At 69.7% G+C, this 13666-nt stretch carries 15 protein-coding genes; 5 read left to right on the top strand and 10 right to left on the bottom strand.

Going from position 1 to position 13666, the window contains the following annotated elements; translation table 11 throughout:
- The first annotated feature begins 261 nt into the window (after positions 1-261).
- Both FPV16_RS08225 and FPV16_RS08220 read left to right on the top strand, forming a co-directional pair.
- Complete coding sequence (locus FPV16_RS08225; protein ID WP_227437735.1) at positions 262-2598, top strand: DUF5682 family protein; 2337 nt, start codon at positions 262-264, stop codon at positions 2596-2598.
- Positions 2595-3755, top strand: a complete 1161-nt coding sequence (locus tag FPV16_RS08220; RefSeq protein WP_227437734.1) for a VWA domain-containing protein — start codon at positions 2595-2597, stop codon at positions 3753-3755. Before FPV16_RS08225 ends, FPV16_RS08220 begins: the two co-directional genes overlap by 4 nt.
- A gap of 33 nt (positions 3756-3788) precedes the next feature.
- Here FPV16_RS08220 and FPV16_RS26405 read toward each other — a convergent pair whose 3' ends face one another.
- Positions 3789-4019, bottom strand: a complete 231-nt coding sequence (locus FPV16_RS26405; protein ID WP_227437733.1) for a CLI_3235 family bacteriocin precursor — start codon at positions 4017-4019, stop codon at positions 3789-3791.
- 127 nt (positions 4020-4146) lie between these two features.
- Entirely contained in the window at positions 4147-4773 is a 627-nt protein-coding gene (locus FPV16_RS08210; protein ID WP_227437732.1) for a beta-class carbonic anhydrase, read from the bottom strand.
- A gap of 29 nt (positions 4774-4802) precedes the next feature.
- Between FPV16_RS08210 and FPV16_RS08205 the strand changes: the two genes are divergently transcribed.
- Positions 4803-4967 (top strand): hypothetical protein, encoded by a 165-nt coding sequence (locus FPV16_RS08205; protein WP_227437731.1) that lies wholly within the window; start codon positions 4803-4805, stop codon positions 4965-4967.
- Here the strand turns inward: FPV16_RS08205 and FPV16_RS08200 are convergent.
- The 4 genes from FPV16_RS08200 to modA all read right to left on the bottom strand — a co-directional run bounded on the left by FPV16_RS08200 (position 4934) and on the right by modA (position 8836).
- Positions 4934-5995, bottom strand: coding sequence for an isopenicillin N synthase family dioxygenase (locus FPV16_RS08200; RefSeq protein WP_227437730.1), 1062 nt, complete (start codon positions 5993-5995; stop codon positions 4934-4936). The genes FPV16_RS08205 and FPV16_RS08200 overlap by 34 nt on opposite strands.
- A 2-nt stretch (positions 5996-5997) precedes the next feature.
- Positions 5998-7353, bottom strand: a complete 1356-nt coding sequence (locus FPV16_RS08195; protein WP_227437729.1) for an O-acetylhomoserine aminocarboxypropyltransferase/cysteine synthase family protein — start codon at positions 7351-7353, stop codon at positions 5998-6000.
- Between the two features lie 463 nt (positions 7354-7816).
- Positions 7817-8026 (bottom strand): TOBE domain-containing protein, encoded by a 210-nt coding sequence (locus FPV16_RS08190; RefSeq protein WP_227437728.1) that lies wholly within the window; start codon positions 8024-8026, stop codon positions 7817-7819.
- A 12-nt stretch (positions 8027-8038) separates the two neighbouring features.
- Positions 8039-8836 (bottom strand): molybdate ABC transporter substrate-binding protein, encoded by a 798-nt coding sequence (modA, locus tag FPV16_RS08185; protein WP_227437799.1) that lies wholly within the window; start codon positions 8834-8836, stop codon positions 8039-8041.
- A gap of 214 nt (positions 8837-9050) precedes the next feature.
- Here modA and FPV16_RS08180 point away from each other — a divergent pair, with 214 nt between their 5' ends.
- Positions 9051-9428: a winged helix-turn-helix domain-containing protein gene (locus tag FPV16_RS08180; RefSeq protein WP_227437727.1), complete on the top strand. Its 378-nt coding sequence runs from the start codon at positions 9051-9053 to the stop codon at positions 9426-9428.
- Between the two features lie 28 nt (positions 9429-9456).
- On the opposite strand, the gene FPV16_RS08175 is transcribed toward FPV16_RS08180, so the two are convergent.
- From FPV16_RS08175 to FPV16_RS08160, 4 genes are all read right to left on the bottom strand, one after another.
- Positions 9457-10377, bottom strand: coding sequence for an alpha/beta fold hydrolase (locus FPV16_RS08175; protein WP_227437726.1), 921 nt, complete (start codon positions 10375-10377; stop codon positions 9457-9459).
- Position 10378: 1 nt separating this feature from the next.
- On the bottom strand, positions 10379-11386 hold the full coding sequence (locus tag FPV16_RS08170; protein ID WP_227437725.1) for an SDR family oxidoreductase: 1008 nt from the start codon (positions 11384-11386) through the stop codon (positions 10379-10381).
- A 113-nt stretch (positions 11387-11499) separates the two neighbouring features.
- Positions 11500-11754, bottom strand: a complete 255-nt coding sequence (locus FPV16_RS08165) for a hypothetical protein (RefSeq protein WP_227437724.1) — start codon at positions 11752-11754, stop codon at positions 11500-11502.
- Positions 11755-11810: 56 nt separating this feature from the next.
- Positions 11811-12590, bottom strand: a complete 780-nt coding sequence (locus tag FPV16_RS08160) for a site-2 protease family protein (RefSeq protein ID WP_227437723.1) — start codon at positions 12588-12590, stop codon at positions 11811-11813.
- A 219-nt stretch (positions 12591-12809) separates the two neighbouring features.
- Here FPV16_RS08160 and FPV16_RS08155 point away from each other — a divergent pair, with 219 nt between their 5' ends.
- Positions 12810-13643: an alpha/beta hydrolase gene (locus FPV16_RS08155; RefSeq protein WP_227437722.1), complete on the top strand. Its 834-nt coding sequence runs from the start codon at positions 12810-12812 to the stop codon at positions 13641-13643.
- Positions 13644-13666: the final 23 nt, after the last annotated feature.

Here is a 13666-nt window from a genome sequence, read left to right as displayed (position 1 = left end):
GGACGCGTCTCCCCCTTGCCGGGGAGCGCGTCAAGGCGGCAGCCGATGGTGAGGGGGTGATTCCGACCGAGGCACTTTCGGAATCGCCCCCTCACCATCGCTCCGCTCATCACGGGCACGACAAGGTGCCCGTGATCCTCTCCCCGCAAGCGGGGAGAGGGGGGCTCGCGTCCGTTCGAGCGAGGACATCGATTGCCAGCCCCCACCGCATCAACGAGGACGACCTTCGCATGAGCCTTCGCCCCACCACCCCCGGCCGCGATGCCTGAGGTTCGGATCTTCGGCATCCGCCACCACGGGCCGGGCTCGGCCCGCTCGCTGCGCGCGGCCCTCGATGCCTTTCGGCCCGACTGCCTGCTTATCGAGGGGCCGCCGGATGCCGACGCTCTGATCCCCCTCGTCTCCGACCCCGCGATGGCACCGCCGGTGGCCCTGCTCGTCTACCGGGCGGACCGGCCGCAGACCTGCGCCTTCTTCCCCTTTGCGGCCTTCTCGCCCGAATGGGTGGCCATGCGCCACGGCCTCGACCATGGAGCGACCCTGCGCTTCATCGACCTGCCGCACGCGATCCAGCTCGCCGACGGGTTCGGCGCGCCGCAAGGCCCCCCCGAGGAAGAACCGCCGGAGCAGGAATCCCCCGCTCCGGCGCCCCTCGACGCGGAGCCGGTGGCAGAGGCGGGGCAGGAGGACACTCCCCTTCCGGCATCGACGGCGATCCGGCGCGACCCGCTCGGCGAACTCGCCGCGCTGGCCGGCTTTCCGGACGGCGAGCGTTGGTGGGACGCGCTTGTTGAAAGTCGGGCGGGCGAGGACGGCGACGTGTTCGACGCCATCGCCGAGGCGATGGCGGCGCTGCGCGAAGATGCCGGTACCGACCCGGAGGAGGCCCCCAGCGAGGAGGCGCGCGAAGCCCATATGCGCAGCGCGATCCGCAAGGCCGGCAAAGAGGGGTTCGCCCGCATCGCCGTGATCTGCGGGGCCTGGCACGCCCCGGCGCTGGCGCGCCACGACGCCAAGGGGCAGGTCGGCCTCGATGCGGCGACCCTAAAGGGATTGCCCAAGACCAAGGTCGCCGCCGCCTGGGCGCCCTGGTCCTATGAGCGTCTGGCCACCGCCAGCGGCTACCGGGCCGGGGTGCTCTCGCCGGAATGGTACGATACCCTGTGGAATCACGAGGGCCGCGTCGCCGCCCGCTGGCTCGCCCGCGCGGCGGCCCTGCTCCGTGCCGAGGACCTAGACGCCTCGCCGGCCTCGGTGATCGAAGCCGTCCGCCTCGCCGAGGCGCTGGCGGGGTTCCGGGGACGGGCGCGCCCGTCCCTCGACGACCTGCACGAGGCCGCGCAGGCGACCCTGTGTTTCGCCGATCCGGCGCCGATGGCGCTGATCCGACGCAAGCTCGTCATCGGCGAGCGCCTGGGCGCGACCCCGCCGGACAGCCCCGGCACACCGGTGGAGGCGGATTTCGCCGCGATCTGCAAGAGCCTGCGCCTCAAGCCGGAGGCGGTCGCGGGCGACCTCGTCCTCGACCTGCGCAAGGACACCGACCTCGCCCGCAGCCATTTCCTCAACCGGCTCCATCTCATCGGCATTCCCTGGGGCCGGCGCCAGCAGGCGCGCGGGCGCGGCACCTTCAAGGAGGCGTGGTTCCTGTCCTGGCAGCCCGAATGGGTGGTGGATCTGGTCGCCGCCTCCGCCGATGGCGGCACGGTGGCCGAGGCCGCTGCCAGCCGGGTTCGGAGGCGGGCTCGCGAGGCGACCCGCGTCGCGGAACTGGCCGGCCTCATCGGCACGCTCCTCGACGCCGATCTCGCCGGAGCCGGGGAGGATGTGATCCACGCCCTCAACGACCGCGCCGCCGTCTCGGCGGACGTGTTCGACCTTATGGAGGCGCTGCCCCCGCTCGCCGAACTGGCGCGCTACGGGTCCGTGCGCTCCTCCGATACGGGGCCGGTGCTCGGCGTGGTGCGCGGGCTCGTGCCCCGCGCCGCCGCCGGGCTGACGGCGGCCTGCCAGAGCCTTGACGACGAGGCCGCCGCGTCGGCCATGCGGCGGATCATGGGCGTCCACGCCGCGATCTCCCTCTTGGAGGAGCCCGACTTGAAGGCGGTCTGGCAGGAGGCCCTTCGCGGCCTGGCCGACCAGACCCATGTGCATGGCCGCGTCGTCGGACGCGCCGTGCGGCTGCTGTTCGACGACCGGGCCCTCACGGCGGAGCAGGCCGGAGATCGGCTTCGCCTCGCTTTGTCCCGGGCCTCCGGCACGATGGCGGCCGCCGCCTGGATCGAGGGTTTCCTGGAGGAGAGCGGCACGGTCCTGGTCCACGGCGGCACCCTGCTCGCGGTCCTCGACGAATGGCTCTCCGGCCTCGACGGGACGCTCTTTGCCGAATTGCTCCCCCTGTTGCGACGCACCTTCGCGACGATTTCTCAGGGCGAGCGACGCGCCATCGGCGAGGCTTTGAACCGCCATCGGGCCGGTTTTTCCGAAGGAGGGGAATCCGCCCGCATCCTGGATGCCGAACGCGCCGCCAGGGTGCTGCCGATCCTGCGCCTCCTCCTGGCGCCTGTGGAGAACGAGACGACGGAGGACACGCCATGAGCGACACCGAGCGCCTGCGCCGCTGGCGCCTCGTCCTCGGCGGGGGCGCGGCGGACGGCACCGGCTGCGGCCTGTCGGGCCGCGATGTCGGCATCGACCGGGCGCTCGGCGCCCTCTACGATTCCGACCGGAAGGGCGGGCTCGGCGCCTCGTCCCCCTCCGTGCCGCGCTGGCTCGGCGATATCCGCGACTATTTCCCGGCCTCCGTGGTGCAGGTGATGCAGCGCGATGCTTTCGAGCGCCTCGACCTCAAGCGCATGCTCACCGAGCCCGAGATGCTGGAGGCGGTGGTCCCCGACGTCGCCCTCGTCTCGACCCTGATCTCCCTACGCGGGCTGCTGGGCGGCAAGACCAAGGACACGGCCCGCCTCGTGGTGCGCAAGGTCGTCGAGGCCCTGATGCGCAAGCTCGAAGAGCCCCTGCGCCAGGCGGTGACCGGGGCCATCGACCGCGCCAGCGTGAACCGGCGCCCGCGCCATGCGGAGATCGACTGGAACCGCACCATCCGGGCCAACCTGCGCCATTACCAAGCCGAGTACCGCACCATCATCCCCGAGACCCGGTTCGGCCACGGCCGGCGCCAGCGCGCCAGCCTTAAGGACGTGATCCTGTGCATCGACCAATCCGGCTCGATGGCGAGTTCGGTCGTCTACTCGAGCATCTTCGGCGCGGTGATGGCGTCACTCCCGGCGGTGACCACCCGCCTCGTGGTGTTCGACACCGAGGTGGTGGACCTCTCCGACGAGCTGGAAGACCCGGTCGAGGTGCTGTTCTCGGTCCAGCTCGGCGGCGGCACCGACATCAACCGGGCGATGGGCTATTGCGAATCCCGGATCACCCGCCCCGAGGACACGATCCTGGTCCTGATTTCCGACCTCTACGAGGGTGGCGTCGAGGCCGGGCTCCTGGCGCGCGCACAGCGGATGGTGGCCTCGGGCGTGCAGGTGGTGGCGCTGCTGGCCCTGTCCGACGAGGGCGCGCCGTCCTACGACCGGGCGCTGGCGGGCCGGCTCGCCGCTTTGGGCGTGCCCGCCTTCGCCTGCACGCCGGACCTGTTCCCCGACCTGATGGCGGAGGCGATCCGGAAATCCGACCTCACGGCCTGGGCCGCCTCGGCCGGCATCGCCGCGATCCCGGCAGCGGGCGCGCCCGGCTGAGAGCTTGTTTGAGTTGTTTTCCAAGGCGTTACCTCATCCTGAGGTGCCGCGTAGCGGCCTCGAAGGAGGGCTCCAGGGATCGCGCGTCAACGGGAGGCCTCCTTCGAGGCCCGCTGACGCGGGCGCGTCAGGATGAGGAGGTCTGCTTGGATGATCGACTTTGGCAGACGATCTACTTTGGCATGAGCATCCGCTGAAACATTCAATCAAAAAGGCTCTGAGCGGGACGCATCTATTCCGAAGCTGTTTCGTCAGCCGACGCATCGGCCGGGAGCCTGGCTCGCTGGCGCAACAGGGCCGGGTGGAACGCCCTCGCCCTCCGCAGCCTGCGCTGCAGCATCCGACGGGAGCGGGCGCGGATCGGCCATAGGGTCCGTCTCATGGCAGCGCCCTACCCGAGATGGAGCGGCGGCGTGGGCCGGCCGGCCTCGCTGGCTGCGGCGATCTCGTTCAGGAGCCCCGTGGCGACGTCGTAGACGAAACCGAAGATCGGGATGCGGCTCGGCACGAGGGGATGCGCGCGGATGCGCCGGACGTCGGAGGTCACGGCATGGCTTTGTTCGGGGATGGTCAGCCAGTCGATGGCATAGCCGGCGGGCGAGCCACCGCCATGATGCGGGTTCGACCATTCCGTGCCGTCGAAGCGCGCGGTGTCGAGATTGTCGGCGAGGAGATCGCCGATGACGGCATCGGTGAACAGCTCCATCCCGCAATCGGTGTGGTGGATCACGAAGAACGCTTCGGTGCCGAGGAGCTTGTGCGAGATCACCAGGGAGCGGATCGCGTCGCCGCTGGCCCGTCCGCCGGCATTGCGGATGACATGGGCGTCGCCTTCGCCGAGGCCGGCATATTTCGCCGGATCGAGGCGCGCATCCATGCAGGTCAGGATGGCGAACCGGCGGGCCGGCGGAAGGGCGAGGTCGCCCTTGTCGAAACTCTCCGCATAGCGCGCGTTGGCCGCGCGGATGTCTCGATAGGCCTGGGGCTCCGGGTCGGAGACGGCGATGTCGGCGGCCATGGAGGGGAAACCTCGCTGAGGAAGGTGGCGTGGCTGAACATGGCGGCGACACCGCCGAGATGAGCGGCGTCGGGAATGCCGCGCGGACCATCGTCGTGCCAGGGCGGACCGCGCAGGAACGCGTTCAGCAGGCCGGACATCACACGCCGGGGGCCGCCGCTCATGCGGCCCCCGTCACGGCGAGGTCGCCGTAGAACCGCGCCGCCACATCGGGATGGGAACGCAGGCGGCCCTTGAGGTAGTTGCGGCCGACCTCGTGGAAGAGCGGGTTGCCGGGGTCGCTCGCCGGCCCGCGCGCCTCCGCGGCGAGATCGGCCGGCAGGTCGAGGAGAGGCACCGTGGCGTCGTGGCGGGCGCCGAGGAAAAACGCCACGGAGAGGCGGTCGCGCCCCGCCGGCGGGGTGACGACCCGGTGGATCGTGGCACGCAGATAGCCGTTGGAGGCGAGTTCGAGCAGCTCGCCGATATTGACGACGAAGCTCCCCTCCACCGGCTCGGCCGCGATCCAGCCATCCGGCCCCTCGACTTCGAGGCCGCCCAGCCCGTCCTGGATCAGCAGGGTCAGGAAGCCGCTGTCCTTGTGGGCGCCGACGCCCTGGTCCCCCTGCGTGGCCTCGCGGCCGGGATAACGGATGATCTTGATGTGCTGGTTCGGCGCGCCCTGGTAGATCGGGGCGAACACATCCTCCGGCTGCCCCAAAGCGAGGGCGAAGGCGCGCAGCAGGCGGATGCCGAGCTGCGTCACCGCCGCCTGCCAGCGCAGCAGGCCGACGCGGAGTTCCGGCAGGCCGACGGGCCATTGGTTCGGCCCCTGCAGCCGGGTCCAGGGGGGCGAAGCGGCGGTTTGCGGCAGGGCTTCGCGCTCGGCGCCGACATCGAATTGCTCGCGCCAATCCGGCGCGCCCCGCGTGATCTCGCGGCCGGCCGCTGTGTAGCCGCGAAAATGCGGCGAGCGCACCATCGCCACGGCCTGCTTCTCCGGGAGAGGCAGGACGAAGAAGCGACGGGCCAGGGCTTGGACCTGCGCGATCTCCGCCGCCGCGATACCGTGGCCGACGAGGTGGAAGAAGCCGACATCGCGGGCGGCGGCGCGCAGTTCGGCGAGGAAGGCCTCCCGCTCGGCCGGTCCGGCATCCAGGCGGCGCAGGTCGAGACGGGGAATCGAGGCGGCTTGAGCACCGGATTCGGGCGCTGTCCATGAAGCCAGAGGGGAGGCCGCCACGGTCAGGCGGCCTTCGCGAAGGAGCCGACCGAGGCCAGCGCCTGATCGAGATCGGCCAGGATGTCGTCGATATGTTCGAGGCCGATGGAGAGGCGGACATAGCCGTCGGACACGCCGGTGGCGCGCTGGTCCTCGGGGGAGAGCTGCGCGTGGGTGGTGGTGGCCGGATGGATGGCGAGGCTGCGCGCATCGCCGATATTGGCCACGTGATAGAACAGCGACAGGGCCTCGATGAAGCGCCGGCCGGCTTCGCGCCCGGCGACGAGTTCGAACCCGACGAGGCCGCCATAGCCGCCTTTGAGATATCTCTCCGCCCGCTCCCGCGCCCTGCCGGTGGCGTGCGAGGGATGGATGACCCGCTCGATTTCCGGCCGGGCCGCGAGATAGTCGACCACCGCCTGCGCGTTGCGGCTGTGGCGCTCGATGCGCAGGGCCAGGGTCTCCAGCCCCTGCAGAGTCAGGAAGGCGTTGAATGGCGAGACCGACGGGCCGAGGTCGCGCAGCAGCCGGACCCGGGCGCGCAGGATATAGGCGATGGGGCCGAGGGGCTTGGCGGCCTCGGTCCAGACCGCGCCGTGATAGCTCGGATCGGGGGTGTTGAGGGCGGGCTGGCGCTCAGGGTTGGCCGACCAGTCGAACCGCCCGCCATCGATGATCGCCCCGCCGATGGCGATGCCGTGGCCGCCGAGATACTTGGTGGTGGAATAGACCACGATGGCGGCGCCGTGGTCGAACGGGCGCGCCAGGAGCGGCGCCGCCGTATTGTCGACGATGAGCGGGATGCCGAAGCTCCGGCCGATCTCGGCCACCTCCGCGATGGGGAAGACGGCGAGTTTCGGGTTGGCCAGCGTCTCGCCGTAATAGGCGCGGGTGCGATCGTCGGTGGCGCGGCGGAAATTCTCCGGGTCGGCCGGATCGACGAAGCGGACTTCGATCCCCTGCTCGGGGAGCGTATTCGCGAACAAGTTCCAGGTGCCGCCATAAAGGTCGGTGGAGGCGACGATGTTGTCGCCCACCCGCGCGAGGTTCTGCACCGACAGGGCCGAGGCGGCCTGCCCGGAAGCCAGGGCCAGGGCCGCCGCCCCGCCTTCGAGGGCGGCGAGGCGCTGCTCCAGCACGTCGACGGTGGGGTTGGTCACGCGGGTGTACAGATGGCCGAGTTCCTTCAGGGCGAACAGGTTCTCGGCATGGGCCGTGTCACGGAACTGGAACGAGGTGGTCTGGTGGATCGGCACCGCCACCGAGCCCGTGGTCGGATCGGCGCGCCAGCCGGCATGCAGGGCGAGGGTCTCGGGGTGAAGCGAGGCGGCAGGGCGCGTTGTCGTCGTGCTCGGATTGGACGTGCTCGGATTGGACATGGGACAGCTCCGTTGGACGTCGGGTCGGCGTGAGCTCCGGACAGGCCATGGGAGGCCGATCGCCGCTCCAAAGGAACGGCGTGAACCAGACCGCGACAGAAGTGTCGAGGCAGTCGATCACAACAGAACCGACAGACTTTCTCAATACTGATCGGTCACGCACAGAAACTATTCAAGATTGCCCTCGTATCATGAGGCACTTACAGTCTCTGTCAACGGAATGGATTTTCGATTTTCAGGGTAGATCGGCGCAAAGTCTTTGGCGACGAGCGCATTGGGAGAGTGAATTTTCACTTCTCTCCCCGGCCCGGCCTGAACGGCCTCGATCTTCGGTGGAGGTAGCGCCTCGTCACGCGCGGACTGGCGGTGCGCTTCAGCGGTGAACGGCTCTGGTCGCTGGGATGAGGATCCCCGATCGGTCGGGAGGCAACGCCCCGGTGGGGACGATGCCTCCCGCAACTCTTCAATCGACGGCGATCATCACGTCGGAGGATTTGACGACGGCATAGGCTTCGCCGCCCACGGTAAGGTCGAGCGCATCCACCGATTCGTTGGTGATCGAGGCGGTGACGACGGTGCCGTCGGCGATCTCGATCTTCACATGGGCGGTGGTGGCGCCCTTCTCGACGGCGACGATCTTGCCCTTGAGGGTGTTGCGCGCGCTGATCTTCATGGTGTTTCCTTTTTACCGTGCGGAATTGGCGCCGAGGATGGTGAAGCCTTGGGCTTCGAAGAAGGGCCTCGCCTCTGCGCTCTTCAGGAAGTCGAGGAGCTTGGCGGCGCCCTCCCCCTTGGCCTCGGCCGTGACGGCGAACGGGTATACCACCGGGGGATGGCTGTCCGCCGGAAACACGCCCACCACCTTCACCCCCGGATCGGACCTGGCGTCGCTCTCGTAGACCACGCCGAGCGGCGCTTCCCCGCGCGAGACCAGCAGCAAAGCGGCCCGCACGTTGTCGGCCTGGGCGAGGCGTGGCTGTAGGCCTCCCCAAAGGCCGAGCTTCTCGAAGGCGGCTTTCGCGTATTTGCCGATGGGCACCGAATTGACCTCGCCGGTGGCGAGACGCCCGTCGGGTCCGAGGGCGGCGGCGAAGCCCTCGGCGGTGAACGGCACGGCGGCGGTCCCGGCATCCTTCGGGGCGATGACGACGATGCGGTTGCCAAGGAGATTCACCCGGCTCTCGGGGCGGATCAGGCTCTTTTTTCCGAGATCATCCATCCATTCGAGATCGGCCGAAGCGAACAGGTCGGCCGGTGCGCCGGATTCGATCTGCCGCGCCAGGGCCGAGGAGGCGGCGTAGCTCGCCTTCACCTCGACGCCGCTCTTGGCCGTGAAAGCTTTGCCGGCATTGTCGAGGGCGTTCTTCAGGCTCGCCGCCGCGAACACCGTAACCGTCTCGGCGGCTCGGGCGGCGGGAGCGAGGATAACAGGCGCCAGGGCGACGAAGCCGGCGAGGACGAGGGCACGGAGGGACGTGGACATCATGAATGGTCTTCCGAAGGCATGCAGTGGGGTAAAACCGTCAGGCGGCCACGAGGATGACGATAGCCCGGCATAGCGCTATATACATCCAGACATATCGATCACTCAAGGATCGCCCGCCCGGTGCGCGCGGTCGAAATGCCCGGCCATTCGGCCTATCGTCGCCCCCTCATCGGAACGGGTCCGGGGTGTCGGGCGGGCGGGAGGCGGGCAGATGGCGAGGTTGAGCATCCGGATCGATCTCGGCCCCGGCAACCGCGTCGGTCCCGGCAAGATCCAGCTCCTCGAAATGATCGCCGAGCATGGCTCGATCTCGGCGGCGGGCCGGGCCATCGGCATGTCCTACAGGCGGGCTTGGACCCTCACCGAGGCACTGAACGCCGGCTTCGGCCGGCCGGTGGTGGAGGTCCAGATCGGCGGCAGGAGCGGCGGCGGCGCGCGCCTGACGGCATCCGGCACCGAATTGGTCCGCGCTTACCGCGCCATCGAGATGGCGGCGGCCGAGGCGGCCGCGCCGTTCCTGAACGGGCTCGACGGGGAGACGGTCCCGCTCAGCGAAGTCGAGGGGGCACCCGTCGAACGCACCGAATGAGAGCGCCATAGTCGGACCACGGCCGGCCTCAAGCGCGGCTGGCGCGCCGCCGGTCGATCTCGATCGCTGCGTCAACGACGGCCTCGCCAGCGAAGTGATGGAGCATGTGGCCGAGGCCATGCAGCCATCGGAAGGTCGCGTCCGGGATCAGGCGTGCGGCCTGCCGCCCGTGCATCAGCGGGTTGGTGACGATGTCGGCGCTGCCGCACAGGATGGCCACGGGGACGCGGCAGGTCGCGTAGGTGAGCGCGCTGCGGGACAGGTCGCTCCACAGCATGTTGGCGTTCTCGCCATCGGCGACGAGGCGCCGGGACTGGCCCGCGAGGCCAAAGGGGAACTCGGCGGCAAAACGCGCCGGCATCGGCTGCGGTAGGAACATGGCCCGCCACAGCAACGGCATCAGCAGCGCGTCGCTGCCGGCGAGCATCCGCGACAGCGCGTCCCCGCCCATCGGGCTGGCGCGTGGACCGAACAGGACCTGCTCGAGGCGAAGCTCGGGAAAGCAGATCGGCGAGATGGCGACCACGCCGCCCGCCTCGTCGGGATAGGCCATGCCGAAGGCCAGGCAGACGGCCCCGCCGAAGGAATGGCCGACGAGGAGCGGACGCCGGAGCCCCAAGCCCTGCGAGACCTCACGGACGATCTCGGCCTGCCGCCAGACCGACGCATCGCTCAGGCGGATATGCTCGCTCTCGCCATGACCGGGCCGGTCGATGGCAACCACGCGGAAATGCCGCGACAGTGCCTCCATCGGGCCGAGCCACATGTCGTCCAGGGTCATCAGCGCGCCGTGGACGAGGATCAGGTCCGGACCCGACCCTGCCTCCACATAGGCGATCCGCGGCCCGTCCGGGATGTCGAGGAAGCGGCGCGGCGGCATATCCGCCCGGACCGGCACCGGTGGGGAAGACGCATCCCGCCGGGACTGGCCGTCGATCACTTCCGCCATCTCAGGACCGCCTTCGCGGGGACGGCTTGCGGCCGAGAAGAAGGGCAGCGGTGGCGGCGAGGCTCGCCACTGCGCTCAAGGTCACAAGGGGATGCAGGGTCGCCCGGGTATAGGCGCTTGATCGCATGACGGGAAACGGTGGAGAGCCCCTGACCTCGCCCGCGTCGCGCGGAGCATGCAGGGCCCCCTCGGAATGCTCTGCCGGCTCGGATCGCTTCTGGAGCGCGATGATGGCGGAGGCCAGTTGGTCGTAGGCGCCGGGGGCGAATTCCTTGCCCATGACGAACAGCTTGCCGCCGCCGCCGACGATGATGTCGCGCTGTCCGTGCTCCGCTGCGTGAAGGATGGCGTTGGCGACCTCCTCCGGCGGGTAGATCGGCGGCGGCAGGGTCGGCCGCCGGTCCATGTAGTTGCGGGCGCGGTCGGGGAGCGGGGTATCGATGGAAGCGGGTTTGATCAGCGTGACGGAGACCGGCGCATCCTCCGCGATCAGCTCCATCCGCAGCGTATCGGTGAAGCCCTTCACCGCGTGTTTCGAGGTCGCGTAGAGGCCCTGGAACGGAAAGGCGAGGTCCGAGGCGATGCTCCCGACATTGATGAGCGCCCCCCCGCGCCGGCGCAGGTGCTTCACTGCGATCAGGGACCCGTTCACCGTGCCCCAGAGGTTCGTTTGGATGAGGCGTTCGTGGTCCTCCTGGGTGATTTCCGAGAGCGGCCCATAGACGGTGAGGCCGGCGACGTTCACCCAGGTGTCGAAACCGCCGAAGGTGGCGATGGCGGTGTCGGCGATGGTCTGGACATCCTCGCGGCGTCCCACATCGGCAACGACGGAAACGGCCCGGCCGGGGCCTCCGAGTTCCTCGCCGAGTTTGGCGAGGACATCCCCGCTCCGTGCGGCGAGGACGACGCGCGCGCCCCGCTCGGCCGCCATGCGGGCAGTGGCGAGGCCGATGCCGCTCGACGCGCCCGTGATGACGATCACCTGCTCGCGCAGGGGCTTGTGTTTCATCGGCGGGGGTTTCCGGTCACTGCGAGGTCTGGATAAGTCTCCAAGCCTACGCACGAACGGGGGATGCGTTGCCGATGGCGCCAGCCTGCGCGGTTTTCACGCGCGCCGTCGCGTCAGCCTCCGGTGAGGCTCTCGGCAAAATCGTCGGGGACCTCGCCGAACTGGCCGAGGATCGTCGCGCTCTCGAGTTCGCCGGTCTCGTCGTCGGCCACCACCTTCAGGGCGGCGGTGCCGGGCATGCGGCCGGACATGGCCTCCGCCTTCTTCAACGCGCCGCTTTCGGTGGGCGTGATCTCGCGGTCGCCGGGCACGAGGCGCTTGCGCTTGATCACGAAGGTCTGGACCACGAACGTCGTCTTCAGGGCCATTGCCATCTCCGTGGGCCGCGCCGCCCTTCCTGCCTCATAGGCCGGGTGCGGACGCCTTACCAGAGACGGATCAGGCCGTAGCCGACGCGCGCATCCACGATCTCGATGCCGAGGAGGCCGATGATCCAGAGGCTGACGCGGAACACCGCCGGGCCGAAGGCGCTGGAGAACAGGAAGAGGCCCGCCAGGATCAGGTTGACGTGCAAGGCAACCTGATCGGTGACGCGGCGCACCGGCTCGGGCAGCCAGGGCTGGAGAATGCCGTAGCCGTCAAGGCCCGGAAGCGGCATCAGGTTGAGGAGGATGGCGGTACCCTGGAACAGGGCGGAGACGGCCAGCACCGCGCGGAGCGTGTCGGATTCCCCACCCGTGAGGGAATAGAGAAGGGCCAGCGCGAGGAGGACGAGACCGTTCATCGCCGGGCCGGCCGCCGCCACGGCAGAGATCCAGACCTTGCTCCGCAACAGGCGGGTGTTCACGAACACCCGCCCGCCGGGAAACCCGATCCCTCCGAGGATCGTGAACAGCAGCGGCAGGACGATGGAGGAGATCGCGTCCGCATAAAGCCGCGGATCCAGGGTGAGATAGCCGCTCTGCGGGATGTCCGCATCGCCCCCTTTCCAGGCGACGAAGGCATGCCCGAATTCGTGCAGGCACAGGCTGAGCAGCCAGCCGGCCATCACGAAGACGAACGCCACACCCGAGCCCTCCACGGCGCCGGTGCCGATGGCGAGGCCGGTCCCGAGGAAGATCAGGGCGATGAGCAGGAAGTTCGCGCTGGGGCCGACCGGCACGGTGGCGGCGCGAACCTGGCTTGGCGGAAGCTCTGACGACATCTCACCCCCGATGGAGCCTCGGACCGAAAGACGGGCGGCGGCCGGTGGCGCTCCCCGATTCCGCCATTCTCGAACGCCTCATGCGCTCGCAGTCCTGCGCGCGGCACCGTCGCATCGCGGGAGCTTCGTGCGCATGACACGATCACGTGGTGGTCTCAACAGCGCGCCGCCCCCGACCGCCCTTCTCTTCCATACTTCCATGAACCAAGCCGACCGCGAATGATCCTCCTCCGCGTCATCCTGCTCCTGGCTCTTGGGCTCTCCGCCTCGGTCCTCGGCGCCCTGTATCTGTTCCAGCGCCATCTCATCTATCCGGGCGCCTTCCGGGCCGGCCTCGGCGAGGGCGAACGCCGGGTGCCGGCCGGGACGGAGGCGGTCACGGTGACAACGGCCGATGGCCGCCGACTCTACGGCCTGTGGCGGGCGCCCGAACCCGGACGCGGGGTGGTGCTGACCTTCCACGGCAACGGCTCGCTGCCCGAGCCGCATGCCGCGCGATTCTCGAGCGGGGTTTGGCGCGACGCCGGCTGGGGCAGCCTCGCCATCGCCTATGGCGGCTATCCGGGCTCGACCGGCTCCCCGAGCGAGGCGGGTCTCATTGAGGACGGGATGGCCGCCGACCGCTTTGTTTCCCACCGCGCCCCCGGTGCGCCGATCCTGCTCCACGGCCATTCCATGGGGGCGGCGGTGGCTGTCGCCGTGGCCGCGCGCGCGCCGCATCTCGGCCTCTATCTCGAAGCGCCGTTCGTCTCCCTCGCCCGCCTCGTCGGCGAACACTCCCCTCTGCTGCCCGGGCTGCTCCTGCGCGATACCTGGCGCTCGGATCGCCGCATCGGCGAAGCGGCCGGGCGCATCCTCATCGTCCACGGCACCAACGATCCCGTGATTCCGGTGGCACATGGGCGCGACCTCGCGGCCATGGCCGGACCGAGGGCGCAATTCGTCGCCGTGCCGGGCGACCACGTCTCGCTCCTCGGCCAGCGCGACGCGGAGGCGGAAGCGACGTTCCGTCCCGTCAGGAGCGCCGAGCCCATTCCGGCAATGCCGCGTTGATACCGGCAGGACGGGAGACGGGG

The sequence above is a fragment of the Methylobacterium sp. W2 genome (assembly GCF_020662345.1).
Lineage (GTDB): Bacteria > Pseudomonadota > Alphaproteobacteria > Rhizobiales > Beijerinckiaceae > Methylobacterium.
The sequence above is the reverse complement of the archived record's forward strand: the minus strand, read 5'-3'. Positions and strand labels throughout refer to the sequence as shown.

What these genes read in the sequence shown, in the direction of transcription:
- FPV16_RS08220 (WP_227437734.1), top strand. Translation starts at nt 2,595, where the DNA reads ATGAGCGACACCGAGCGCCTGCGCCGCTGGCGCCTCGTCCTCGGCGGG.
- FPV16_RS26405 (WP_227437733.1), bottom strand. Translation starts at nt 4,019, where the DNA reads ATGCGTCGGCTGACGAAACAGCTTCGGAATAGATGCGTCCCGCTCAGA.
- FPV16_RS08175 (WP_227437726.1), bottom strand. Translation starts at nt 10,377, where the DNA reads ATGGCGGAAGTGATCGACGGCCAGTCCCGGCGGGATGCGTCTTCCCCA.
- FPV16_RS08180 (WP_227437727.1), top strand. Translation starts at nt 9,051, where the DNA reads ATGGCGAGGTTGAGCATCCGGATCGATCTCGGCCCCGGCAACCGCGTC.
- FPV16_RS08210 (WP_227437732.1), bottom strand. Translation starts at nt 4,773, where the DNA reads ATGGCCGCCGACATCGCCGTCTCCGACCCGGAGCCCCAGGCCTATCGA.
- FPV16_RS08190 (WP_227437728.1), bottom strand. Translation starts at nt 8,026, where the DNA reads ATGAAGATCAGCGCGCGCAACACCCTCAAGGGCAAGATCGTCGCCGTC.
- FPV16_RS08195 (WP_227437729.1), bottom strand. Translation starts at nt 7,353, where the DNA reads ATGTCCAATCCGAGCACGTCCAATCCGAGCACGACGACAACGCGCCCT.
- FPV16_RS08225 (WP_227437735.1), top strand. Translation starts at nt 262, where the DNA reads ATGCCTGAGGTTCGGATCTTCGGCATCCGCCACCACGGGCCGGGCTCG.
- FPV16_RS08155 (WP_227437722.1), top strand. Translation starts at nt 12,810, where the DNA reads ATGATCCTCCTCCGCGTCATCCTGCTCCTGGCTCTTGGGCTCTCCGCC.
- FPV16_RS08170 (WP_227437725.1), bottom strand. Translation starts at nt 11,386, where the DNA reads ATGAAACACAAGCCCCTGCGCGAGCAGGTGATCGTCATCACGGGCGCG.
- FPV16_RS08165 (WP_227437724.1), bottom strand. Translation starts at nt 11,754, where the DNA reads ATGGCCCTGAAGACGACGTTCGTGGTCCAGACCTTCGTGATCAAGCGC.
- modA (WP_227437799.1), bottom strand. Translation starts at nt 8,836, where the DNA reads ATGTCCACGTCCCTCCGTGCCCTCGTCCTCGCCGGCTTCGTCGCCCTG.
- FPV16_RS08160 (WP_227437723.1), bottom strand. Translation starts at nt 12,590, where the DNA reads ATGTCGTCAGAGCTTCCGCCAAGCCAGGTTCGCGCCGCCACCGTGCCG.